At 42.2% G+C, this 25,569-nt stretch carries 21 protein-coding genes, 1 rRNA gene and 1 pseudogene; 5 read left to right on the forward strand and 18 right to left on the reverse strand.

What is annotated here, in order from left to right; translation table 11 throughout:
* Nucleotides 1-52: 52 nt before the first annotated feature.
* The 10 genes and pseudogenes from H9649_RS13920 to H9649_RS13960 all read right to left on the reverse strand — a co-directional run bounded on the left by H9649_RS13920 (nucleotide 53) and on the right by H9649_RS13960 (nucleotide 9,773).
* Complete coding sequence (locus H9649_RS13920; RefSeq protein WP_191695515.1) at nucleotides 53-1,279, reverse strand: ABC transporter permease; 1,227 nt, start codon at nucleotides 1,277-1,279, stop codon at nucleotides 53-55.
* A complete protein-coding gene (locus H9649_RS13925) occupies nucleotides 1,272-2,204 on the reverse strand; it encodes an ABC transporter ATP-binding protein (RefSeq protein WP_191695516.1) in 933 nt (310 codons plus the stop codon). The genes H9649_RS13920 and H9649_RS13925 overlap by 8 nt, the downstream gene beginning before the upstream one ends.
* Before the next feature lie 21 nt (nucleotides 2,205-2,225).
* Nucleotides 2,226-2,747, reverse strand: a complete 522-nt coding sequence (locus tag H9649_RS13930; RefSeq protein WP_191695517.1) for a DUF2812 domain-containing protein — start codon at nucleotides 2,745-2,747, stop codon at nucleotides 2,226-2,228.
* Nucleotides 2,744-3,064 carry a PadR family transcriptional regulator gene (locus tag H9649_RS13935; protein WP_191695518.1) on the reverse strand — a complete coding sequence of 107 codons (321 nt, stop codon included), beginning with the start codon at nucleotides 3,062-3,064 and terminating at the stop codon, nucleotides 2,744-2,746. The genes H9649_RS13930 and H9649_RS13935 overlap by 4 nt, the downstream gene beginning before the upstream one ends.
* A 696-nt stretch (nucleotides 3,065-3,760) precedes the next feature.
* Nucleotides 3,761-4,327, reverse strand: a complete 567-nt coding sequence (locus H9649_RS13940) for an NADPH-dependent FMN reductase (protein ID WP_191695519.1) — start codon at nucleotides 4,325-4,327, stop codon at nucleotides 3,761-3,763.
* 12 nt (nucleotides 4,328-4,339) lie between these two features.
* Nucleotides 4,340-5,398 (reverse strand): LLM class flavin-dependent oxidoreductase, encoded by a 1,059-nt coding sequence (locus H9649_RS13945; protein WP_191695520.1) that lies wholly within the window; start codon nucleotides 5,396-5,398, stop codon nucleotides 4,340-4,342.
* 14 nt (nucleotides 5,399-5,412) lie between these two features.
* The gene (locus H9649_RS13950) at nucleotides 5,413-6,354 is read right to left on the reverse strand and encodes a ring-cleaving dioxygenase (protein WP_191695521.1); all 942 of its coding nucleotides are present in this window, start codon (nucleotides 6,352-6,354) and stop codon (nucleotides 5,413-5,415) included.
* Nucleotides 6,355-6,404: 50 nt separating this feature from the next.
* Entirely contained in the window at nucleotides 6,405-6,848 is a 444-nt protein-coding gene (locus H9649_RS13955) for a MarR family winged helix-turn-helix transcriptional regulator (protein WP_191695522.1), read from the reverse strand.
* Between the two features lie 55 nt (nucleotides 6,849-6,903).
* Nucleotides 6,904-7,078, reverse strand: a pseudogene (locus tag H9649_RS17875) (nicotinate phosphoribosyltransferase); the annotation flags it as partial.
* A gap of 13 nt (nucleotides 7,079-7,091) precedes the next feature.
* Nucleotides 7,092-9,773 (reverse strand): DEAD/DEAH box helicase family protein, encoded by a 2,682-nt coding sequence (locus H9649_RS13960; protein WP_191695523.1) that lies wholly within the window; start codon nucleotides 9,771-9,773, stop codon nucleotides 7,092-7,094.
* Nucleotides 9,774-10,338: 565 nt separating this feature from the next.
* Between H9649_RS13960 and H9649_RS13965 the strand changes: the two genes are divergently transcribed.
* A complete protein-coding gene (locus H9649_RS13965) occupies nucleotides 10,339-12,474 on the forward strand; it encodes a type IA DNA topoisomerase (protein ID WP_191695524.1) in 2,136 nt (711 codons plus the stop codon).
* 106 nt (nucleotides 12,475-12,580) lie between these two features.
* Here H9649_RS13965 and H9649_RS13970 read toward each other — a convergent pair whose 3' ends face one another.
* From H9649_RS13970 to H9649_RS14000, 7 genes are all read right to left on the reverse strand, one after another.
* Entirely contained in the window at nucleotides 12,581-14,179 is a 1,599-nt protein-coding gene (locus H9649_RS13970) for an amidohydrolase (protein ID WP_191695525.1), read from the reverse strand.
* Between the two features lie 2 nt (nucleotides 14,180-14,181).
* On the reverse strand, nucleotides 14,182-15,528 hold the full coding sequence (brnQ, locus tag H9649_RS13975) for a branched-chain amino acid transport system II carrier protein (RefSeq protein ID WP_191695526.1): 1,347 nt from the start codon (nucleotides 15,526-15,528) through the stop codon (nucleotides 14,182-14,184).
* A gap of 193 nt (nucleotides 15,529-15,721) precedes the next feature.
* Nucleotides 15,722-17,083, reverse strand: a complete 1,362-nt coding sequence (locus H9649_RS13980) for a sigma-54 interaction domain-containing protein (RefSeq protein ID WP_191695527.1) — start codon at nucleotides 17,081-17,083, stop codon at nucleotides 15,722-15,724.
* 314 nt (nucleotides 17,084-17,397) lie between these two features.
* Nucleotides 17,398-17,796 carry a hypothetical protein gene (locus tag H9649_RS13985; protein ID WP_191695528.1) on the reverse strand — a complete coding sequence of 133 codons (399 nt, stop codon included), beginning with the start codon at nucleotides 17,794-17,796 and terminating at the stop codon, nucleotides 17,398-17,400.
* 75 nt (nucleotides 17,797-17,871) lie between these two features.
* Nucleotides 17,872-19,251: a sensor histidine kinase gene (locus H9649_RS13990; protein ID WP_191695529.1), complete on the reverse strand. Its 1,380-nt coding sequence runs from the start codon at nucleotides 19,249-19,251 to the stop codon at nucleotides 17,872-17,874.
* Nucleotides 19,248-19,919: a response regulator transcription factor gene (locus tag H9649_RS13995; RefSeq protein ID WP_191695530.1), complete on the reverse strand. Its 672-nt coding sequence runs from the start codon at nucleotides 19,917-19,919 to the stop codon at nucleotides 19,248-19,250. The genes H9649_RS13990 and H9649_RS13995 overlap by 4 nt, the downstream gene beginning before the upstream one ends.
* A gap of 3 nt (nucleotides 19,920-19,922) precedes the next feature.
* A complete protein-coding gene (locus tag H9649_RS14000; RefSeq protein ID WP_318241695.1) occupies nucleotides 19,923-20,738 on the reverse strand; it encodes a YihY/virulence factor BrkB family protein in 816 nt (271 codons plus the stop codon).
* A gap of 173 nt (nucleotides 20,739-20,911) precedes the next feature.
* Here H9649_RS14000 and efeO point away from each other — a divergent pair, with 173 nt between their 5' ends.
* Genes efeO through H9649_RS14020 form a run of 4 tightly spaced genes read left to right on the forward strand, consistent with a single transcriptional unit; the run spans nucleotide 20,912 to nucleotide 24,928 of the window.
* On the forward strand, nucleotides 20,912-21,763 hold the full coding sequence (gene efeO, locus H9649_RS14005) for an iron uptake system protein EfeO (protein ID WP_191695531.1): 852 nt from the start codon (nucleotides 20,912-20,914) through the stop codon (nucleotides 21,761-21,763).
* A 5-nt stretch (nucleotides 21,764-21,768) separates the two neighbouring features.
* Nucleotides 21,769-23,046 (forward strand): iron uptake transporter deferrochelatase/peroxidase subunit, encoded by a 1,278-nt coding sequence (gene efeB, locus H9649_RS14010; protein ID WP_191695532.1) that lies wholly within the window; start codon nucleotides 21,769-21,771, stop codon nucleotides 23,044-23,046.
* The gene (locus H9649_RS14015) at nucleotides 23,021-24,760 is read left to right on the forward strand and encodes an FTR1 family iron permease (protein ID WP_318241696.1); all 1,740 of its coding nucleotides are present in this window, start codon (nucleotides 23,021-23,023) and stop codon (nucleotides 24,758-24,760) included. The genes efeB and H9649_RS14015 overlap by 26 nt, the downstream gene beginning before the upstream one ends.
* Nucleotides 24,761-24,781: 21 nt before the next feature.
* Nucleotides 24,782-24,928 (forward strand): hypothetical protein, encoded by a 147-nt coding sequence (locus tag H9649_RS14020; protein ID WP_191695534.1) that lies wholly within the window; start codon nucleotides 24,782-24,784, stop codon nucleotides 24,926-24,928.
* 292 nt (nucleotides 24,929-25,220) lie between these two features.
* Here the strand turns inward: H9649_RS14020 and rrf are convergent.
* Nucleotides 25,221-25,336 (reverse strand): 5S ribosomal RNA (gene rrf, locus H9649_RS14025).
* Nucleotides 25,337-25,569: the final 233 nt, after the last annotated feature.

Genomic DNA, 25,569 nt, shown 5'->3' on the forward strand with positions numbered 1-25,569 from the left:
TACGAGAATTAGCGGTTTTTTTACATATTTTTATTGACATTTCTCTACTCTATCACGCCCAAAGCCACTTCCAAATCTCTTTCGGCGTAGCATTTTTTCCATACATCAAAATTCCGATCTTGAATATCTTCCCGGCCGCTTTCATCACGAGCCAGATCGCTGCGAATAATACAACTAAGCTAATACCTATCTCGATCCACGGCCATTCTTCCAGTAACGAAAGTCGCATGATCCAGACCGCTGGCGCAGTGAATGGAATGAACGAACCGATTTTCGCGATGATGCCGCTAGGATCACCGATAATTGGTCCGATGAAAATAAGCGGTAGAAACGGAAGCATCATGACTAGACCTTGGAAATTGCTTGTCGATGTCATATCTTCCACTGTTGCACCGATTGCAACGAAAATGGCGGCGAACAACAAGTAGCCGGCAATTGCCAAGATGACTAAAAGCGCTAGCTGCGGTACGAATAAATACTCAATAATTGGTAAGTCACTTTTCCAAGCGAGGATTGGCAATCCAATTCCCAACCAAACAATGACTTGGGTAATACCTAGCACAAAATAGCCAATAATCTTCCCTTGCATCAATTCACCTGGCGTCACAGACGATAAGATAATTTCCGCTACTTTTTCTTTTTTCTCCTGAGAAGCAGACGTAAAGATCATCATTCCTGTCATGACGCTTGAAAACAAGATAATCGCCGCAAATGCGCCTGGTATAATTTGCTTCAACGGATCATTGTCGTCCTCTAACAGTTCTCCACCATTATCTAGCTCTTGCCAATCAGCTTGCTGAACAGAGACTCCTTTTGCAATTACATTTTTCTGTTCGTCAGATAAGTCGAGCTGATCCAGTTGCAATTGACGCAAAGGGGCTTCCAGCATGTACGCTTCAAACAGAAAACTTTCATCGACATCTTCACCCTTATAGACTTGTACGACTCCATCATTCAGTGCCTGTTCAGTGAGCGGGATATATACCGCATTTTCTTCCAAGGCTGCTTGCTGCCCCATTTCATCCTCACTTAAATCGGTTACATGCACTTTCCAATGTAATTGCTCGTCTTTCACTAGCTGTTCTATGTCTTGCGCAACCCCCAGCTCATCTGCAATAAAAACATCAATCATTTTCTTTTCGTCATTGCCACCAAATAATTGGGGTACAAAATAGAATAGCGCAAAGAAAGCTGGTGTCAGCAACAGTGAAATGATGAAGGATTTATTCATCATATTTCTCTTAATCTCCCATTTTGCCACTTTAAAACTATTACGCATGACTAGCACTCTCCTCTTTGATGATATGCCGGTCCGTCGCGATATCGATAAATATTTCATGCAAAGAAATCCGGTCGATGGATAGCTCTTGAATGGATAATGTCTCCGGCAATTGTTTGAGCCACTGTGGGACAACGACCTCCTGATTCAAATAAACGATTGATACATCGCCCTTTTGCTCCACCCGGCTAACATGCGACAGTCGCTCCAATACCGCCGCCTCATTTTCCCCGCGAATCGTACATTTAAAGTTTGCGTATTCGTTTTTCACGTCGATCATCGTTCCCTCTATCACTCTTTGGCCTCGGTGAATCATAAACAATCGGTCACATATTTCCTCAACCATATTCATTTGATGGGAGGATAATAAAATCGCCGTACCACTCTGCGCAAGTTCCTTAATTTCACTTTTGAAGACTTCCTGACTGACAGGATCAAGTCCAGAAAATGGTTCATCTAGTATTAACAATTCCGGTTCATGAATGATGGAACCGATAAACTGCACTTTCTGCGCCATCCCTTTCGATAATTCCTCAACAGAAACTTTTTCTTTTCCTTCAAGACCGAGCTTTGCCAAGTAGTGTAGCGCCCGTTCCTTTGCCTTCTTAATAGGATAATCCTTTAGCTCCGCCAAATATAAAATCATATCCATCACTTTGACATTTTTATAGAGTCCACGTTCTTCCGGCAAATAGCCGATTTTATTTCGCGGAATTTCCCCAGCTTCACATTGATGAAACTTCACTATGCCTTCGTCCGGATAGAGGATTCCCATAATGCTGCGGATCGTAGTTGACTTTCCCGCACCATTCGGCCCGAGAACCGCCATAATTTCTCCTCTTTTGACATTGAAAGAGATATCTTTGACAATCTGTCTTTCCTTAAACGACTTGCCGAGTCCCTCGACAGTTAAAATGGTCTCCACGATGCTTCATCCCCCATTCGTTCATTTTTTTAACTGATGATAAATTGTTGCCAAATATGTCATAACCGAAGGAACCGCAAAGATAAGAGCAATATAAAAGGCAAATTGGCTAACCGTTTGAATCGTTCCGGAAGTGAAATTCATGAGTAATCCAAAAAGAACAGTCGGGACGACAGTATATATGGTCACCGATCTCACAGGAATCGCTAAACGGCTAATTTTATCCCGGGCAGACTCTGCATCACTATAAATCGGCACAGTTCCTTTGCCCGCCTTGAAAACATGCATATTATACTCTGTGCAAACATGTGTCCAACCAGCAATGGCAAACATACCAAAGTATTCGTCTTTTTCATCCGGCTCCAGCAGGCGATAATCAATGCTGTAGATCACGTCTTCGTTATCGCCTTTCTCCAACTCATATCCCGCACAACGAAACCGTTTCAAATGCCATCCTTGCATCGATTCATGTCGTAACTTTTTCATATCGGCTGCTTCTGAAAAAGCCAATCCTGCCGACAATATATATTTTGTCTGGTTCATCCTATACTCCCCCTTTCAAGCCCCTTTTCCGCCATCTCAATCATCACTTTCCGTCGTGCGATATCAGCCTCTAGCGTTTGCCGCCCCACGTCCGTTAACACATACACTTTCCGTCGCGAATCCGACTCATCATGCATCACGATAAACTGCTCCTTCAGCAGTTTCTTAATAATTGTATATAACGAAGCCGGCCCAATTACAAATGCTCCTTTTGTCGTTTCTTCCACTAGGCTCATTACGGCATATCCATGCCGAGGCTCCGTAAGCGAAGCCATTATATAAAAAACAGAATCCGTCAGCGGCTCAAATAGCTTCAATTTGCGCTCCTCCTACTGTATCGCTTTATGATATATCTAATAATGTTATATCATAAAGTGATATAACATTTCAACATGAGATTTTTTCTTTAATTAAATAAATTCATAGAAACAGGAATGCTATAGTTGTAATAGACAATTATAGATAAGAAATTGAAGCAGAGAATAATGGCAGATAAGCATCCTTGATGCGCATGGATGATTACCCTCACAATCGTGAGTCCCCCTCCCCTCCGTTTGACTGTTTATTTTAGGTGCAGGCATCAAAAAAAGAGTGTCCGTGCAAGGAACAAATGTGATTGTTACACATCCACTTTGTTTCTTGCATAGACACCCTATACTGTATTTCAATGCGATTCTTACTCTATCATGTCAATAAACCTCAAAGTAAACTTTCAGAATTGATGCCAATTCCTCTTCCGGCACTTCTTTTTTAATTTCTTTTCGACAGTAAAAAGAGGAAGGACGTTAGATATTTATCATGAATGCTGTGAGTCATATTGTAAAAGTTTGTCCTTTACACTGGGAGCAAAACGGATTAAAATTTCTGTTCTTTACTTCACGCTCGGCATAGCTTCGATGTTCCACGGTTTGTCCTGATGAAAAAGAATTACTGGAAATCTATATTTTGCTCTTTCTAGCTGTTTTCAACATCGAAATAATCATATCAATCTCTTGATCGGTCGATACGTTTCTCTAAAACCCATATTCTTCATCTTTCATTTCTTGAATACTTTTATAAGCATTAACTAGAAGCACCGTATCTTCCGCTAATCGATCCATCCGAAAATGCACATCGTCATTGACAATTTCTTTACGGTAGAAATCTTTTTCTTCTATAAATACGTATGTTGGAACAATATGTGCCTTCATATAGGCTAGAATCGGCTTCAGCTGTTGTTCCACCATCAAATAGTGTTTCGCCGTCCCCGCTGTAACTAACATACTTACTACTTTATCTCGAAATGCATTGACGGGTAGTAAATCAAAAATATTTTTCAATGTTGCTGGTATAGAAGCTTGGAACGTTGGTGTTCCTATAATAATTGCGTCTGCAGCCATTATGGTTTCCAACACAAATTTTGTATCGCCCTCGTATTCCAAATAATTACGTCCATCACTGAAGACCATTTCGAATTCCGCCAAATCCACTAAAGTTATCTCGACATCTGAGTGTTTATCATTCATAATTTTGTGCAAATAGTTCATAGCCGTCCTTGTTTTAGACCCGACATTGGAACCTGATAATAACACGACTTTCATACTGGCACCTCCTTATTTTCCAACTGTATATTTCTTAATTGCCGGCAAGATTTCCGTCGCAATCAACTCAATATTTTTCATGATTTTATCGAATGGCACGCCACCGAAATCTATTTGAGCCATAAAACGTTGTTGGCCATAAAGTTCATATTGATAGAGCAATTTCTCAATAATCTGCTGAGGACTTCCAACCATTAATGCATCCCGATAATCAGTTGACTGAGCAAACTGTTGTTTAGGATAACCCCCACCTCTTAAAGCCTGCATCCCTGTATCTAAATGAGGATAATATTCACGCAGCGCTTCTTGTGTCGTCTCCGCAGTATAAAACAAACTTGTCGTAGCAATTGGCAAAGCCGTTGAATCAAAGCCATTGCGTTGTGCCGCCTCACGATAGGCATCTACAGCTACCTTAAAATTGATAGCTGGTCCGCCAAGTGTTGTAAGCATCATTGGCACTCCTGCATAGCCTGCTTTAATCGCACTGGCAGGTGGTCCACCTACAGCACGCCATATAGGCAAATGCCCATTTTGTGGTTGTGGTAAGATCATAGCATTTTCCAAAGGTGCACGAAATTGTCCTTCCCACGTCACTTTTTCTTCATCGTTTAATCTCATCAGAAGCTCTAACTTTTCTTCAAATAATTCTTCATAATCCTGTACATCGTATCCGAGTAAACTGTATGCCCCTATCCGTGAACCTCGTCCAGCAACAATTTCAGCTCGACCTTTTGATATTAAATCAAGCGTTGCAAAGTCTTCATAGACGCGAACAGGATCTGATACACTTAACACCGTTGCAGAACTAGCAATTTTAATAGTTTTTGTGGCTTGAGCAATCGCCCCTAAAATAACCGTATGTGCTTGTGTTGTAAAATGCGTTTGATGACTTTCACCAACAGCAAATACATCCAGTCCCGCTTCCTCCGCTAGCTTACTTGCCTCAATTATTTCCTGAATACGTTGTTCAGCGCTAATGCCGCTTCCGGTATGCGGATTTATTAGATGATCACCAATCGAATATAAACCGAATTCAAGTCCTTTAGTTGTATCTATACGGTATTTTTCCATTTTCATTCTCTCCTTTAATCTAGAGGTTGTAATTTCTCTTCAATTTCCGCACGTTTCTCTTCTAAAAAAGGTGGTAAATCTAATTTCCCCCCTAATGCTTCGACTGTTGAATCTCTTGTAAATCCAGGTCCATCAGTCGCAATTTCAAATAAAATACCGTTCGAATCACGAAAATATAAACTTTGGAAGTAATAACGATCAACGACGCCAGATGAATCGAATCCACGTTCTTTTACTACGCCCTCCCAATACTTGAGCTCTTCTTCGTTTTTTGCACGAATCGCAAGATGATGAATACTCCCTCGGCCTGGCTTTTCACTTGGACCTTCCTGTTGTTTCAATACAATTTCACCAAATACTTGCCCTTCAATCGACTGATATATTGCTTCCTCCTCCGAATGAACTACTTCTACATAGCCAAAGAGCTCCCGCAACGTTTTAGCCGTACGTTCCAAATAACGCACAGTTATTTCTGTCGTCCCCATACCTAAAATACGATGCTTTTTCTCTACGGCTGAATCTTCCCAAGCGGACCAGAACTTCGGGATTTCTGCGTCTTCGTTATTCAATAAAATAAGACGTAATCCTTCCGAATCTTCAAACGGAAGTGCTGCACGACCCGCATACGTTGTAATTTCACCATGCGTAACATCAAATTGTTCAAACCGTTCTTTCCAATAGATTAGACTTTCAAATGACGGGACGAGTAAGCCGATTTGTGTAATTGCATTTGTTCCATAAACCGTTCTTCCAGCGTTTGTAATTTCAAAAAAGGACAATTCCGTTCCTGCACTTCCAGTTAAATCTCCGTAAAACAAGTGATACATTGTCGGGCTATCTTGGTTAACTGTTTTTTTCACCCGGCGCAACCCTAATACTTTTTCATAGAATTGATTGTTCACTTGCGCGTTTTTTGTAATCATTGAAATATGGTGATGTCCTAGTATTTTATACATAGTAACCCCTCCTAGTTTACTTGACTAATCAAGTGATTGTGCAAAAAAAATTACTCCGGTGGAAATTTTTTTTGCTGACTATGTTTATGCACACGTGTTATTAGCTTGTATAGTTGTTTTTCTTCTTCTTTAGTCAATACATCTTCGAAAAATGAAGATTGAAACATCAGCTGGGCTGGCAAAGCCTCTTCTAAAACTGCTTGAGCCTTCTCAGTCAGACTAATCGTCTTCGTTTTCCATTCTTGTTTACGTACAATATAGCTTTCTTTTTCAAGTCGAGCGAGCATGCGGGAAATACCACCTTGCGTCACAACCACTTTTTCAGCTAATTCACTTTGTGTAATTGGTTGGTATACTTGAATTTGCGCAAGTACATCAAATTGAGCAGTCGTTAAATCAAACCGTTTTAAAAACTCATTCGATAATTGGTTACTTTGATTGGCAAAACGCATTAAACGTAACCAAATTAACGACCCCATCGTATTATTACGCATATTATTTCCCTCCCTACCACTAGCTCTATTATCACTTTACTACTCAATTGATGTATAAGCAAGCTAAGTCGCCACTATTCTAAACGAATCGCATTAAAATTAATACTGTTTCCTAGTTCTTTTGCTACTTGTATCGCTATTGGCATACCAGCTCGTAGCGTATCTTACGTACCCAAAAAAGTGTAGTCTTTATGACGGCGAGCGTATTTATGAAATTTTTTGTATTCATCACAATCGATAGAATCAGCGCCACCCGCTAATTCTATCTGCTTTTGCTACAAACGCTGCAGACAAGGCCTTCATTCGTGCTGATAGAAGTTCTTTTCTGCCTTCCACTGTGCGTGTATAAATGAGTTCACAGTCTCCGAGCCGTCGTTCGCACTCCACTTGGAGATACTGGGCATATTCTTTTTTCCTTCCGATTTCTCCGGGAATGGCATGAATATCTTTTCGTTTTATGAAATTGCCTGTTTTTCGAACGATTAAATATCTAGGATTTTCAATAGGGTCTATAAACTCTTTTAAAGCGTTCATAAATACATTCTTTTCATGTGTTGTACCATCCATAAGCCAGCAAGTATAGTTCCCCATCCTATCTGCCACTACGTGAATCATGCCTTCTTGAAGTGGTGTATGCACAGCCTTAGCATGATAAAGTGACAAATATATAATTTTTCCAATCTCCGCCATGCTTAACTCGACAGAAGGATGTTTCATGTATAATCTTACAACCTTGATAATTGTCGGAAGACCAAACAATATACCAACAATCAAACCTAGTGATAAACCAGTTTTAAGCGGGACACCTCGGAAGTTCGTCAAAAAATTAGTTGCGTCAAAAACTTCACCTATAACGGTAAAAGCCGCGATCCAAGCCAATGCCTTCATTGAATGCGGGAGAAAATAAGGTCGAGGTAAAGAACTTCTTTCCGCAATGAGCTCTTCTGTCATTTCCCGACCTTTTGCAATGGCGAGTTGCCATCGTTCAAACAACTGATCGCGTTTGGAAGCTTTCGCAAAGGTCAACTCATTAATCAAGTTAATTTTACTAGGTGTAAAAGGTGCTTTTTCTAACTCAAGTCTCGCCATGCCAGTTTCAATAACGTCTTCTTTTTCGCTAACACCAACAAGTGAACGAAAACGGCGAGCAAGCAAATTATAGTCATAGCCCGGGTCTTCTACATCCCGGTCCACACAAACGAGATGCCAAATAGACGATGTTTTACTAGGATTATTCCGGTCTATTCTGATTGCCCTTCCACGCATTTGGTTCGATTGCATGAACGAACCAACATAAGAGGCCATGATGAGCGAGTTAACACATGGTGCATCCCATCCTTCCCCAAGCAACGCAGCTGTTCCAACAAGGACATCCACTTCACCAGAAGAAAATACCTCTGTTATGACTGAAACCATCTTTTGCCGATTGACAGCAGTCAAATCAGCCCGAATATAAGACGAATCATGCGCCAACGTATTCCATTGCATTTCAATGGAATAGCGTTTTGAGATTTCATCCACAAGAGTTTGTTCGCTTGTCGGCAGGATAACAAGTGATCCTGTAAGAACTGCGACTTTAACATGCAAGCCGGCATCTCGCCTGATTTTCTCAAAAATCGGCACTACACCTATACGAACGAGCGGTAATTCATCGCCTGCTTTTACAGGTAAATCCAGAAGACGAATATAATCTGTCAGGATCACCATCCGCAGCTTCTCTTTTAGCAGCCCTTTTTCAAATTTCACAATCTCACAAATGCTGTTTAACTTTGACATACTATGTGTCAATTTCCGATTCATTTTTTCCGTTGAAAGCAGTCTGACTTTCCGTCGTTCAATTGCCCCTATTTTTGAAAGCCGGCTTTTCAGTTCATTTCGCAGTTTCAAGTCATCCGTTATTCTTTCATCAGAAAACAAAATGCCAGTTAAAAGTTCTTCAAACGACTCAATTGTGAAGGCAGGCAATGTGTGTTCCGGCATTCCTATAATTGGTAATGCCTCTTTATAAAGATTACTGCCTATATGTTTGAGGTAAATTAACATACTTGAAAAATACGCTGGATCATCTAATATTTCAGGAATGTGTTCCATGGGGTTTTTCATCCACGGATGATTTTCGAGCAGTTCTTGAAGGCGCCTGTCGCCAAGACTCTCTAAAACAAATCGATCCGTCTCTTCCCGGAAGTGAAGAATCATGCTCAATTCTTCTCCTTCAGGAACCGAAAAGTGAACATAATCTTGGTGCGGACAAAGTTCTTTCTCTTTCACAAGTTCAGGAACACTTATTTCAAGGTCAATTGAGCCGCATAACTGGACATATCGTTGCCATTCCCCCGTGGAGACATCGAATGGTGGTGTAGCTGTTAAAGCAACTACGATTACATCCGAAAGAGTTTCCTTGAGACTTATCATCGACTGCCACCAAGCCGTACGTAAATGATGTGCTTCATCCAAAATAAGCGTACCAAATCCTAACCTGACAATCTCTTGCTGGATTCGAGCACTTTCCGACTTTGTAACCTCCTGATATTTCTCAGGCTCAAAGTCATCTATAGTTTCATTTTCACTATCTCCGGAAATTTCACTTTCTTTATAAATACTATGTAATGATTGGTAGGTCGTTACCGTAATAAACTTCGGTTGCGTAATATCCATGGATATCCATTCAGGCTTCCCTTCTTGCAAAAACAATTCAGTGAAGCGGTCTTTCCATTGTTGCTTTATCGCTAAAGTAGGCGCCACGATTAATGTCGGTCTATTTATTCTCAACATAATTTCAAGCCCTAACACAGTTTTTCCTGAACCAGGCGGCGCAACAAGGTGAAATTGGCCATTTGCAATATGATCATTCAACTCTTGAAGAATACGGGACTGGTACGACCGCCATTCATAACAAAACTTAATGCCTTTCGGGAATGCATTCATCTAGTCGCCACTCCTTTATTGTGTATTTTTACAACTCGCTTCTTTACTCTACGCGTTGAATGTCCTCGAAGTTTCAATCCATCGAGATGCTTTGAATTAATCATAAAGGGTTGCAGGGATTGGAAAAGTACCAAGTGTCATAATGCATATAGAGAATTTGACTTGGGGACTCCACCAATGGTTTGAATGGTAACAGGCATTATTTAAGTCGCTGGTGCTGCACTACTAATCATTGGATATTGGGTACCAAGCTCGGCACTAATTGGGGCACATCTACTTGGTATTACAGGAATCGGGGCATTATAACGCATGTTCGTATAAAGGATTCATTTAAAGATACAGCAATGATTTTATTACTTGCAATTCTATCATTCATAGTATTGTTAATGCATTTATAAATCTTTTAAAAAGTAACAAATCCGGATTATTCTAATATACGATTAGTAGAAGATATATGAGAAGCATATGTTTTATTCTCCACACTCCCTCATAGCAACCCACCCTAAAATATGAGATAATCAACCTAACAGAACGAACGTAATACAGATAAAATTGAGGTGCCTCCATGAAACCAGTAATCCTAGCTGAAAAACCATCCCAGGCGAAAGCGTATGCAGACGCTTTTTCGGTGCGCAAATTTGAAGGCTATATGGAAATCCAAGCGTGCCCGGTTTTCCCGGAAGGTGCTTATATAACATGGGGTGTCGGCCATTTGGTGGAATTGAAGGAGCCTCATACCTATAACCCTGCCTGGAAACGCTGGTCGCTTGGGAGCTTGCCGATTTTACCGGAGCGCTATGAATTTCAGGTCGCAAAAGGGAAATTCAAACAGTTTCAGGTCGTGAAGAAGTTGGTTCGTGGGACGGATACGGTCATTAATGCATGTGACGTCGATCGCGAAGGATCGAATATCTTCTATAGCATTTATTATCAAACTGGCGCGCGAAATCAGACGATCAAGCGGCTGTGGATCAATTCGCTTGAAGTCGATGAAGTGCGGAAAGGGTTTGCGAGTTTGCGGGATAATCGCAAGGATCTCATGATGTATGAGGAAGCGAAAGCACGCCAGATCAGTGATTGGCTTGTTGGTATGAATGGTTCGAGGCTGTATACGCTGCTGTTGAAAGCAAAAGGTGTTCAAGAGGTGTTTCCGATTGGACGCGTGCAAACTCCTACTGTCTATCTGATCTATCAACGGCAGATGGAAATCGAAAATTTTGTATCAGAGCCATTTTTCGAAGTGGAAGCGACGTTTACGGCGGAGCACGGTACGTATAAAGGAAAAGCAAAAGCAAAGGAACCGAAGCGTGAGATCATTCAGGAGTTACTAAGAAAGCACGGTCTCAAGCTTAGTTCACCAGGCATTGTCTCTTCTGTTACGCACACCGAAAAGCGGACGCCACCACCGCAATTGCATGCCCTCTCTACGTTGCAAGCGACAGCGAACCGACGATGGAAGACAAGCCCGGCGGATGTGTTGAAAATCATGCAAGGGCTCTATGAGAAAAAGCTCGTCACGTATCCAAGAACGGATGCCAGACATATTACGCCGAACGAATTTGCGTATTTGAAGGACCAGGTCGGCGATTACCAGCAACTGATCAATCATCCCTTCCCTGTCGCTTCGCTTGCCCCAAAAAAGCGCTATGTCGACAGCTCGAAAGTGCAGGAACACTATGCGATCATTCCGACAAAAAAGATTCCAACACAAGCGGTTCTTGGACGGTTGTCTACGCTTGAACGGAATTTGTATGAGGAGGTCGTCCGTACGACTCTTGCGATGTTTCATACGGATTATTTGTATACGGAAACGAAAGTGACGACGGATGTGAATGGACTTTCTTTCTTCACGACAGGCAAAACTGAGCGCGATCAGGGATGGAAGGCTTTATTCCAACGGTCGAAAGAGGAAAAGGATGAGCCTTCCTTGCCGCCACTGCGCAACGAGGAACCTGTTCAAAGTAAGATTGCCATTAAAGAAGGCAAGACAATGCCGCCTAAACCGTATACAGAAGGGCAACTCATCGCCATGATGAAAACATGCGGGAAGCTTGTCGAGGATAAAGGCGAGACGGATATTCTGAAAGAGATTGAAGGGCTCGGTACGGAAGCGACACGGAGTAATATTATTGAAACGATTAAAAAGCATGGGTATATTGCTGTATCGAAAAATATCGTGTCCATTACTGCTAAAGGCCGGGTTCTTTGTCAAGCGATTGAAGGGAACTTGCTTGCCAGTCCGTCGATGACTGCGAAATGGGAAGCGTATTTGCGGAAAATCGGTAACGGTGAAGGAACCGGGCAGCATTTCCTTGATAATATCGGGAAGTTCATTACGAATCTATTGGACGAAGTACCGCGGCAGTTGGAAGCGACGACGATTGACGCATCACTTGTGCCGCCACGCGCCACAAAATCGTACGGTTCCTACCAGGCTGTCGAAGTTGCCCCCTGCCCGCACTGCAAGACAGGGATGATCCTGGCACGGAAATCGTTTTATGGTTGCAGTAACTACAAAAGTGGCTGTAAGCAGACTTTTCCGGGCATCTATCTGAAAAAGAAATTGACTCCTGCGCAAGTGAAACTGTTATGCACGAAAGGCAAAACGAATGTCATTAAGGGCTTCACTGCCAATAACGGCAATAAGTTCGATGCCAGTCTGTCTCTTGAAGATGGGAAATTGAATTTGGTGTTTGTGTAAGGTGAATACCTATTAAAGAAACGGCACTTCCACATAAGAAGGGCCGTTTTAATGTATTCAAAATCCAGTTAGTGGATTCACTTCTTCGACTAAAAACTCCATATAATTACTTCTTAAATACAAGCTTACCATCTACATAAGTCTCTTCAACATTCACTTGCGAGATGTTTTCTGGTGGGATGTTAAGTATGTCTTGGTCAAGCACGATGAAGTCTGCATGGTAGCCAGTTTTTAATTGTCCAATGCCTGGGATGCGGGTGACTTCTTGTGCACAGCGTGTGTAGAGTTCGATTGCTTTTTCAACACTGATACGTTCGTTTTGTCCTGTGTCGGCGCCATTGTATGCTTTTCTAGTGACTGCTGCTTGGATGCCGACAAATGGATTGACGGGGTCAGCCCATGCTGTTGCAGGAGCGTCAGATGAAAATGCCACCTGGATGCCTGCATCTAACATTGATTTGATTGGATACGTTGTCATTGTCCGTTCTGACCCGAGATTGTTATGATAGCTTTCAATTTCCGCGAATAAAAATACAGGTTGTGGAACAAACGCGATGCTTTTCTTCGCTGCGACTTCAAGCGCATGCTTTGTCGGCATGGCCGCATGCTCGATACGGATAGAAGCTGTATCTTCCAACCAATTATCTATGTCAGCAAATGTGTCGACGATTTGGTCGATCGCTTGTTCACCCATTGCGTGAACAACAACTTGGACTCCGTATTCCTTCGCCATTTCTGCAGCACCAAGTAGCTCCTCTGAAGTCACAGTTGAAATACCGTGGTTATCATCATTACCTAGGAATGCAGGTTCAACCCAGGCCGTACGACCGGACACGCTACCGTCAGCAAATAGTTTAATACCGCCGATATGAATCGGTTTTGTGCGATCGGTGTTCTCTTTCGTCAACATTGGCGTTTTCGACAAGTCTTCCCACATGTAATAAAGTACGGTACGTTGTTGTAATCCTTTTTCACGTGCCAACTCATACATATCAACGTAATCTACAGGTGCTGTCAGTGCCATCAGATCCGTAATCGCCGTAATGCCTCGTTCATATAGAAATGGGGAAAGTTCTGCAAGCATTTCCGCGTTTTCCTCAGCAGTGCGAACCGGCATTTTATTGATGACTAGATGTCTTGCACTTTCCCTGAGAACGCCTGTTGGTTTCCCATTTTCATCGCGATCGATTTGACCACCTCGCGGATCTGGCGTATTTTCCGTAATTCCTGCAATTTCGAGCGCTTTGCTGTTGACTGCGATGATATGGCCGCAAGTGCGTGTGATGATAATCGGTGCATCCTTCGCCGCTTTATCCAAATCGGTCCGGACAGGTGAACGGCCCTCTATCAATTTTCCTTCGTCGTAGCCCCAGCCTTCGATCCATTCGTTTTCTTGTTGAAGGTCGCGCTGTTTGCGTACTTCATTGACCATATCTTCAATCGATTCGACGAGAGGTGCTGTACAAGCAATTTGCTTCGCTGCATTCGCAAGGTATAGTGGATGCAAATGTGCATCCACTATACCCGGAATGATGCGTCTGCCATCCAAATCGACGCGCTCACCCTCAAATCCTTCACTAGCTACGCCATCACCAATCCATTCAATAAGTCCATTTTTCACGACCATTACTTCAGCAGTCGGTTGTTCAGGATTAGACGTGAAAATCCGACCATTATGGAAAATCCGGTGCTGATCCTCTGACATTTTCATTTCCCCTCCCATTCGGTTTCAAGGTTGTTATCTATTTCTTCAACAGTAGGGGTTTGAATAGCTTTTCTTGAAATAACTGATTGTATAACCAAGCCTACAACAAAGCCCACAATAGCGGGAACTAGCCATGCAAATCCATTCTGACTGAATGGCAGTTTGCTGATTGCTTCGCTAATGAACGGCACATTTATATCATGAGCCGTAATCGTTTCAAATGTACTTACGAAGATGGTGAACAAGATAGAACCCCGGTACCCACCTGCATTGGGAATGTATTTATTAAAGACACCTAAAAATACGAGTACAATCGCGACCGGATACAAAACTGTAAAGATTGGCATTGCATAGTCTACGATCTTCCCAACACCAAGTGAACCGATTGCAATTCCTACAATGCTTATGAGGAGAACCCATACTCGATAATTGATTTTTTCTTTTGACAATTTATGCAAGAAGTCTGCGATGACCGCCATCACCCCAATGGTCGACGTCAAACACGCAAGCGCTACTGCAACCGCGAGAGCAATTGAACCAAAGTTGCCAAGTAATGATTGGACAAGTTCCGATACAAGCATTGTACTGTCAATTCCAGTAGGGAATACTGAACTCCCACCAGCCCCGATGAATAGTAGGCCACCATAGACGATTGTAAGTCCAATACCAGCGATGCCTGTTCCAATCAACGCAATCTTCCGGACTTGTCTACCTCTGTAACCATAGCCAATAATAGCAGCGATAAAGATTGGAGCACATAGAATACCTGTGATGACATCACCGGTTTGATAGGCGCTAATGAATGCATCGGAAAACGGTGCTTTAGCACCTGTGTCAACAGGCGTCCCTAGAGGGGAGAAAATTCCTTTTCCGACGATGAACAACAAAATGATCACTAGTAATGGAGTCAAGAACTTCCCGATCTTATCAATAACATTCGATTTATCCATTGCAAAGTAGAAGCTAACAGCAAAGAAGAGCACAATTGTCACAATCTGTGGAACTTGTGGAAATAGAATGCCGATCCCGAGTTCATGTGTCGTGGCAGCCATTCTCGGAATGGTTACGAACATTCCTATTCCGACCATAAGTGCTAGATTGAACACTGCATAAAACCAAGGACTGATCGGTCTTGTTAATTGTTCAAACTTCCCGCCCGCATTCAAAACTGCAATGACTGCGAGAAGCGGCAAAATAATGCCCGTTATGGAAAAGCCAATCAAAGCCGGCACCCAGTCGGTACCCATCGTATTGCCGATACTTGGTGGAAATATAAGATTTCCTGCCCCAAAGTACAGTGCAAATAAAGCAAATCCTAATATGATACTATGTCGAACTGTTTGTCCCATTCTCTACACTTCTTTCTTTAACCGGATTTCAGAAAACGCTTTCATTTCCCGTAAATAAAACATTGAGTGTTGTCTTTAATGCTAACTGTTTCAGTTTTCCAAGATGAAAGTATCATCTGTTAATTAAACTATATACAATAAGAGTCCATAAAAAAAAGAGGGGAAGTTTTTTCCCTCCTGCGTAAAAATTTTTTTACCTCAGTTCATACTTGGTCAATTTATACTTAAGAGTCTGTTTAGAAACACCTAAGCGGCGCGCTGTTTCAGCAATAACCCCCTTCGCCTTATTTAACTCCTCGGCGATAACGGCTTTTTCAAATTCGTCAACAGCATCCTTTAAATCCGTAATTTTCCTATCTTTGCTCTCTATTTGATTGGCGTTTCGGATTCTAGGCGGTATATCATCGAGTGTAATTGTGCCATCCTTCATATTATGAATTGCTGTTTCTATAGCATTTTTCAATTCTCTGATGTTTCCTGGCCAATGATAAAGGTAGAAGATGTCTATGACTTCTTGTTCAACCGTGTGAATGGAAACATTCATATGCTGATTGTAAAAATGAATAAAATACCAAAGTAGAAGTTCAATGTCTCCTTTTCGGTCTTTTAGTTCCGGCAAGTCGATTTGGACGACACCTAATCTATAATAAAAGTCTTCACGCATCCTTTTTTCCTGCAAAAGGATGGTCGGATCCTCGTTTGTAGATGCTATGAACCTAATGTCCAAATGGATGTCCGTCATCCCACCGATTCGCCTTACTGTTTTCTGTTCAATCACTTGCAGTAATTTTGCCTGTATATGAGGATCCAATTCATTTATATCATCAAGGAATATAGTTCCTCCCATTGCCTGTTCAAAGACGCCTAAACGTTCCTCTTGATGGGACAAATCATTCTGTTCCACTCCCCATAACGTACTCTCCGCCAGATTCTCTGGAAGGGAACTGCAGTTTAATGAAATGAAGGGCTTGGCGAAACGATTGCTTTCATTATGGATAGCTTGAGCAACAATCTCTTTCCCTGTTCCTGTTTTCCCATATAATAGGACGGTTGAATCATATTTTGCAATGCGCACGATTTTCGCTTTGAGCGCTTCCATCTCTTTATTTTTAGTAATGAGATTATCTATTGTATAGACGGTATTGTTTTTACGATATACTTTATGGGTTGTGTATTGATCTAAAAAGTGCATATGTTCCTTTGAATAATAATGCTTAGAGAATTCGATCGCACCTACCATTTTCCCATCATCGATGATAGGGAATGTTGAACTGAAAGAATGATACACATCCCCTGTCTTCGCAACCATTTCCTGATACATATTACACATCGCCTTACCAGTGCTGAGTACCGTCATGATCGTACTGTTTTCATCAGTCAAATTTGTATAGAATGAGGTCACTTTTTTCCCTAAAAAGTCTTCAGGTCGATGTCCAATTTTCGCTAGGATATTCAAATCCGCCAAATCGTAGTAAAGCGTCTTTCCTTCCTCATCAACAACGAGAACATTATCGAAGTCCGAAAGATGGTTAAATTGTTCCGGATCAAGTAACACATTATCCCTCCATTCAACTGTCACAACAAAATATATCATAGTGTACACAGAACTGCATACTTCTGCAATTTGGCAGTATGGACAACGGGATTTTCACTTTATTCGGAGTGTAACTTCAAGAATCAGCGGAAAGCAGTGAAGCTTCGAAATTGCTAATTTGTAATTTAGAGAATACCTAATGGATGACAATCAAATTATATCGCTTCCTGTATCAACGATTGCAATTGCATCAAAAAGACTGTCCATGTCAACGAACTGACAAGGACAGTCTTTTCTTATTACATCTTCTTCGGCCAAAAGCTATATTTTTTTCATTAACGGTCTCCATCTTTTTTCACAAGGAACGTCACTAGAACAAAAAGCACAAAGCTGATCAACAGAATACTTCCTCCAACAATATAGAAGATGAGAGAGAAGGTTTCATTTAATCCGAATGGCTTCATGAATTGGAACCACATGCCTGCTGTCAAACCGATGGCACCTATAATTGCTGTCCAGCCGTGCACGGCGACCAATTTTTGCGCGCGAACTTTATACACCTTGTAAAATACACCCCACGCAAAGACTGACAACCATCCGACTACTAAAATATGAGCGTGAATCGGACGGAAAGCGCCTGAACCTGAACCTGCCATATGTGAGCCTAAAAATGCTCCTATTACACCGAAAATCGCTGAAATGCGAATTAACCGTAAACTCCATTTTTCTTGCATACTAATTCCTCCCTGTTTAGATCTAACATTACCTTCATTTTACAAGCTCAACATGAACGCAACATGAACAGGACATTACAATTTAGGAAGCGTCACGGTAAATGTGGTACCTTTCCCTTCTTGACTTGCAACACGCACGCAGCCTTTATGCAACTGCACGACTTGATGAACGATAGCAAGTCCCAGACCTGTCCCCTCAATTTTCTGTGTCCTAGAGTGATCGATGCGATAGAAACGGTCATAAAGCCGGCTGAGATGCCCTTCTGCGATGCCCATGCCATTATCTTTCACCGTCACTTCCACATAATCGGGATAATCACTCAGGCGGATGTCGATTTCTCCATCTTCCGCTGTGTATTTCAGAGCATTGGACAGCAAGTTTTCCCACACTTTTTCAAGATAGGAAGGATCTCCGGTAATAGCCACTTCATCGAGCTCCATGGACAGTGACATCTGTTTCTCTTCCAGTAGCCACCTGTACTTTCGGATAATGTCCAAAAGTTGTTCATCCAAATTGAATAGCTTCGGTTTCAATGGCGATTCGATTTGATCGAGTGATGTCAGCAATAATAACTGTTTAGTGAGTAGCGATAACCGTTCCGTCTCAGACTGGATAACTTTCGCGTAGTTTTGCCGTTTGTCATGCGCAAGCCCATCATCCATTAAAAGATCCGCATACCCTTTTATGTTAAGTAGTGGTGACTGGAAATCATGTGAGACATCACTGATGAACTCTTTACGGATACGATCGTTTTCATTCAGTTTTTCCGTCATCTTTTGAAAACTTTGAGCCAATTGGCCAATTTCGTCTTTCTGATTAATATCAAGTGTCCCCGTAAATTTCTCCTCGCCGACCTTTCTCGCTGCCGCCGTCAATTTTGTAATCGGTTCAATCAATTTCTTTGCAACAATGAGCATTGATAACAGACTGACAATGGCCATGACGATAACCATACCGCCTAACAAATAGTGCACTTCTGTAAACAGCAGTTTAATATCCGGACGCATGAACAGCGCATATGTCGTACCCTCAAATGTGAACGGGACGCCTACCGTATTCGCCAGTTCATCCGAGAAGAAGCCTGTCATGAACGTCTCCGTCTTTAAATCACGCATGCCGTGGTACAGTTTCCCCTCCAACACGCTGTTGACAGATTCCTTCTCTAGATTTTCCAGACGGAATGGCGCTCCAAATCTGAGCTCTTCTCCGTTTTCATTCGCAACATAGATCTTATAGCCTGCTTCTGCCTGCGTCTCAAAAAAGTTCTCGAGGTCCGCATGTTTATCTGATTCGATATAAGAGGCAATGGAAAGTGCGATGTTCATATTTTTTGTATCGTTTTGGCCTTTTAATTGCTGGTGGTAATATGTATTGACGACGAGAAAAGCGAGAATCGCGCTCGTCAGCATAATGCCGATTGTAAACGTCAGAAATTTTCCGTACAAGGACCTCATGATGCAACCTCAAGCTTATAGCCCACGCCTCTCACAGTCGATATTCTAATGCCTTCAGGAAGGCCTTCAAGCTTATCCCGTAACCGTTTAATATGCACGTTCAATGTCTGCTCGTCACCTTCATAGTCAAAGCCCCAAACCCGTTCAATGAGATAATCGCGCTCAAACACGTGATTCGGCTTGGAAGCGAGTACGGACAGCAACTCAAACTCCTTCAGTGGCAACAATAATATTTTCTTTCCTATTGACACTTCATAACTTTGGCGATTTATTTTCAACGGTCCTACTCGGATATGCACATCCACTGCCTTGTCGTATCTTCGTAAAATCGCATTGATTCTGAACAGCAGTTCTTTTGGCTCAAACGGTTTCACGACATAATCATCGGATCCCGCTAGGAATCCTTTTTCCTTATCCTCTAATTCACCTTTCGCCGTCAACAATAAAACCGGTATAGCCGCTTCGTCTCGTAGTCTTCTCGTCAATTCGAACCCGTCCATCCCTGGCATCATCACATCGACAATCGCTAAATCAGGCAAGTCTTTATCTAGTAGTTTAAGCGCCTCCATGCCGTTGCCCGCTTTCATGACGTCATACCCTGCTTGCGATAAATGAATGCTGACAAGCTCCAAAATATTTGGATCGTCATCTACGACTAGAATTTTCATCGTTCATCTCCCCTTCCACGTTAACGACCTGCGCCATTCTGAATTCAACAGTCCTGAAAACATTAAAATGACTGCGGTCAAATAAAACCATAAAACAAGCAAAATTATTCCGGATAACTGCCCATAAATTCTTGTATAATCAACATTTGCTACATAGTTTCCGAATATAAGAGAAAATAATTGCCAGCCAATTGCTGAAAATAGCGCGCCGGGCCACACTTCCTTCACTTTCATTTTACCTGTCGGCACGAATTTGTAAAACAATAGGAAGAACAAGAACAAAAACAACGTCCCAAGTCCCCATTTTACATTCGGCCATATATAAAGCCAGCCGCGCCATTGTTCGACTGAATCATAGTACGTCACAATTTCATGTAGCGCACGCTCAATTAGTGGAAGGAATAGTGAAGAAGCTAATACCAACATAAATAGTAGTGTCACTGCCAGATCGCGAATGAGCACTTTCCAAAAAGGATAGCGTCTCACATAGCCATTCGCCTGATCTAGCGAACGAGCTAGAGACTGCACTGCTACTGAAGAGACCCAAAACGCAATTGCAAGACTTGTATACAATACTTTCCCTTGTACTTTGAATATGATTGAGCGAACATTTTGCTCGATGATTGCATACGCTTCTGTCGGCGCAAATGGCTTGATGAATGCCAACAACATCTTTTCATCGACAGGCAGATAACTGACAAGCGCAAAGATGGATATGAGAAAAGGAAACATTGATAACAGTAGATAATAGGCTGTCTGTGCAGCTTGATCGAAAAACCGTTCGCTAAAAAATCGCTTCACTACATTAATGAAAATCACCCGCTCGCACCTCCTGTCCTCAATATACCCTATTCCACTAAAACAAATGGAATGCCAAGAAAAAAATTCACATAAATTTCTAGTTTAGTACTTAATTTTCTATTGACTTCTCATTGAGAATGATTATCATTATTGAGAAGAGATTTTATTCTTAACTAGAAAGAAGGATTATTATGAAGAAAACCGCTATGTTATCGACTTTACTTGCAGTAGGAATTATCCTGTCCAGCTGTAACACAATTGAGAATGATACATCCGCTCCTCAAGAAAATGCGGATTCATCGATAGGTTTACAAGAAGAAACTGATGCCTATAAGCAATTTGCTTTGGAACAGATGGATCAATTCGTCATGGAAACAGAGAAATTTGTTACGGCAGTAAAGAATGGGGAGCTAGAAGAAGCCAAAACGATTTACCCATTAGCTCGCATGTATTTTGAACGATCCGAACCGATTGCAGAAAGCTTCGGTGACTTGGACCCTCGTATTGATGCCCGTCTAGCAGATATCCAAGACGAAGGCCTTGGGGAAGAAAATTGGTCAGGTTACCATAAGATTGAATACGGACTTTGGGTTGAGAATACTACGGAAGGATACGAAGACATTGCTGACCAATTGCTGAAAGATGCCAAGGAATTACGCGCACGCGTGGAAACGGTTGAAGTGACACCTGACTTGATGATTACAGGTTCTGTGGATTTGCTGAATGAAGTTTCCACTTCAAAAATTACAGGTGAGGAAGAAATTTATTCCCATACAGATCTGTATGATTTTAAAGCGAATATTGAAGGCGCAGAGAAAATCTTTGAAATCCTAAAAGACAAAATAGCTGCAAAAGATGCTGATCTTGTGAATGAATTAACGACTAATTTTTCTTCAATCAATGAGTTACTTGCAAAATACGAAGACGGAAACGGCGGGTATATCTCTTATCTCGAATTGACAAAGGAAGATACAAAAGCGTTATCCGAAGCAGTAAATCATCTTGGTGAACCATTAAGTCAAATGGGGATCATAATGGAGTGAGTGATGTGACCGAACAAAAAGAAGAAAAGTTTTACGAAAAGAAAATCTCTCGTCGGCAGATGCTTAAGTACACTGGAGCCGGTGCTGCGGGGATTGCAATTGGAGCGTCAGGACTAGGCGGCATTTTAAACGTCTTCGGTATGACAGCACCCGATGATGATGAAAGTGCCATTAATAAGTTAAACTTTTACGGCGCCCATCAATCCGGCATTGCAAACGAAGTACCGACTCATGTCTATTTCGCTTCGTTGAACGTCGTTGTGAAGACATCAAAAGAACTGCAAGATCTATTCAAAGCTTGGACACCGCTTGCTGTGCGTCTTATGAATGGTGAACCTGTAGGGGATTCTTCTCCAAACGGGTTTGTACCTGCTAAAGACACAGGCGAATCGAAAGGACTCGACGCTTCGAACCTGACAATCACGTTCGGTGTTGGTCCGTCTTTATTTGACAAGTCCGAGTTAGGTTTAACCCATAAACGACCGAGCGAATTAAAGCAGCTCCCCCATTTCCCGAAAGACCAACTAGAAGACGCCTATTCAGACGGCGATATTTGCATCCAGGCATGTGCTGATGATCCGCAAGTCGCTTTTCATGCTGTGCGTAATCTAATTCGTGCAGCATCTGGTAAAGTGACGATGAAATGGTCGCAAGCTGGATTCAATTCCTATCCAATGAAAAAAAATAAGAAGCAAACACCACGAAATCTATTCGCATTCAAAGATGGCTCAGTCAATATTAATACGAAGAGCAAAAAAGATATGAACGACACGGTATGGGTACAACCCGGTGAATCGGCAACTTGGATGACGGGTGGATCGTATCTTGTCGCCCGTCGTATTCAGATGCATCTTGAAACGTGGGATCGTACGGCACTCGGTGAGCAGGAAGCGACATTTGGGAGACACCGAGATTCAGGTGCGCCACTCGGACTTAATCATGAGTTGGATGATTTAGCGTTGGATCGCAAGGAAGCTTCCGGTGAACTGACGATTCCTGCAGATTCACATGGACGACTTGCCCGTGAATCAGGCGAACGCATTTTACGAAGATCCTTTTCGTATTCATCAGGGGTACTCGATTCAACCGGTACTTTTGATGCGGGTTTGCTCTTCATTTCTTTCCAAAAGCATCCGAAACAATTTATCAAGATACAGAACAGTTTTGGACGTGTCGACAAATTGAATGAATACATCACACATCGAGGCAGTGCATTATTTGCCTGTTTCCCTGGTATTCAAAAGGGGAGTTATATCGGTGAAGCACTTTTCACATCATTGTAAACGTGCGGGACTGGCAACTATATTGCTTCTAGTCTTGCTTATTAAACCGGTATTTGCAGCAGAATTCTATAGTGACTTGTATATTGCAATAGGTGACGCAATTATGAGTACAAAACAAGGACAGGAAGCTGAAACGGAGAAAGCACTGGCTGAATTTGAAGAAGCATGGTCTATCATAAAGCCTAGTGCACACACAGAAGCCAGTGAAGTGGAAAAGTCGTTACAAGTTGTGCTAGATGCCCAAAACAGTGAAGACCGGCTAGAAGCACTCACGGTACTTTCCAAATCCCTTCATAATCTTGAGAAGGCGGAGAATCCTGTAGATGAACAAGCCGAGCGTGCGAAATTTGCAAAAGCAATTCAGCCTGGACTTGATGATTTTGAAGAAGCTATTCAATCAGGTAATCGTCAAGCAATGGAAGATGCCAATAAGCGATTCATTGTGTCATGGACGAAAAACGAGCGCCCAGTGCGCGAACAAGATATTGCAGCTTACGGGAAAATCGAGACACATACAGCGTTCATCCGAATTACATTAGCTGCAGATGAATTAGATCAAGATGCTCTGGAGCAACAATTTTCAGACTTACAGAAGGCAATTTCAGATTTCAGCAATGGGAAGAAAATTACCGAAGCGAGTGGAGACTATTCATTAGTCTCTCTTATTGAGTTGTTAGAAAAGAGTAAGCAACAAGTAGAAACCGGTAAGTATGAAAAAGCAGTCGAGTCGCTTCGTGAATTTATCACGACGTGGCCTAATGTTGAAGGTGAAATCCGTACAAAAAATGCTTCTCTTTATCAGAAAATCGAAAATGATATTCCGATGTTAGTGAGTGGACTTTCTAAGAAAAGCGTCAATGAGCAGGAGATTGTTAGCCAACTCGATAACTTCAAGCAGCAAATCGCTCTGTTGCAAGGAGATTCTTCTTATAGCTTCTGGGATTCTGCGCTCATCTTATTGCGCGAAGGATTAGAAGCATTGCTTATTATTATCGGGCTCGTAGCATTCTTGAAGCGCGCAGATCAGGAGCATGCTAAACGTTGGGTGTATATCGGTGCGATTCTAGGAATTGCCGTCAGTGCAACAGCAGCCATACTCATGTCGACATTTTTCCAATCTGTCACTGTCGGGATGAACCGAGAGCGGATGGAAGGCTACATCGGGCTGGTTGCAGCAGCATTGATGATTGGTGTTGGTATTTGGTTGCATAGTAAATCGACTGTATTGTCCTGGAATCATTACATTTCAAAACGATTAAATCATGCAATTTCAAAGCAAAGTGTTTGGGCAATGGCGTTTATCAGTTTCCTTGCTGTGTTCCGCGAAGGTGCTGAAACAATTGTGTTCTATGCAGGCATTGCGCCAAAGATGTCAACGGCTGAGTTTTCAGCTGGAATTGCACTAGCGTTTGTCATATTGATTGTTGTAGCGATAGTACTGTTGCGTATGACAGGACGTATTCCAATTCACCGATTCTTTGCGGTTGCCACGTTCTTTATTTATATTCTGGCATTTAAAATTATCGGTGTGAGCATGCATGCGTTGCAGTTAACGAATGTTATTCCAACGCATGCTATGTCAGGCTTACCAATAGTCAATCTAATTGGTTTCTATCCAACGACCGAGACGATAATTGCTCAAACGCTATTGGTTGTGCTAGTTGTTGCAACGATTGTGTATAAGAGGAAACAAGAGAAAGCGATAGTGAGTTAAATGAAGTGAGATCGCCCGGTTATGGGTGGTCTCTTTTTAGTTGGTGTGTTGAACGGTGAACGCATGGGTTTGAGCGCGGGACGTGATGTTACGAGCTCAGAAGACGACTTTACGGGCGCGGGAGTTGGGATTACGAGCGCGAAAAGTATTATACGGGCGGGCAAATGAAGTTTACGAGCGCGGAGAGAGATTATATGGGCGCACTAGGGGAGTTTACGGGCGCGCGAAGGTATTTTACGAGCGCCACGCTATCACTCTCTCGAAAACACAAATTACAAAAAGCACTTTGCGCGAGTTGAAATGATCTTAACCCCATCATCTACCCGCGATGATCCAGTCTCGTGGCACATCTATTCATTACCTTGCATCCCTATATCGCGCCAACTGCCTTTGACCAATTCCGCACTTGCACTCCAATAGAAACGCACAAAAAAACCATTCCCCATGGGGAATGGCCTTTGCCCGGCGACGTCCTACTCTCACAGGGGGAATCCCCCCACTACCATCGGCGCTGAAGAGCTTAACTTCCGTGTTCGGTATGGGAACGGGTGTGACCTCTTCGCCATCGTCACCAGACTTTTAACATCCTTTTTAAAAGGACATTTATTATTATATCAACTCTTTTTGAAATTACAAGCGTTTTTTTAAAAAAAATATGCTTGTTCATTCAAAACCGGATAAAACAGACATTGTTGTGAACGCATCACGTTCAACCGTGCACTTTAAAACTTGTAGGTTAAGTCCTCGATCGATTAGTATCCGTCAGCTGCACGTGTCGCCACGCTTCCACCCCGGACCTATCTACCTCA

Origin of the sequence: Sporosarcina quadrami (assembly GCF_014836615.1) — a bacterium.
Lineage (GTDB): Bacteria > Bacillota > Bacilli > Bacillales_A > Planococcaceae > Sporosarcina > Sporosarcina quadrami.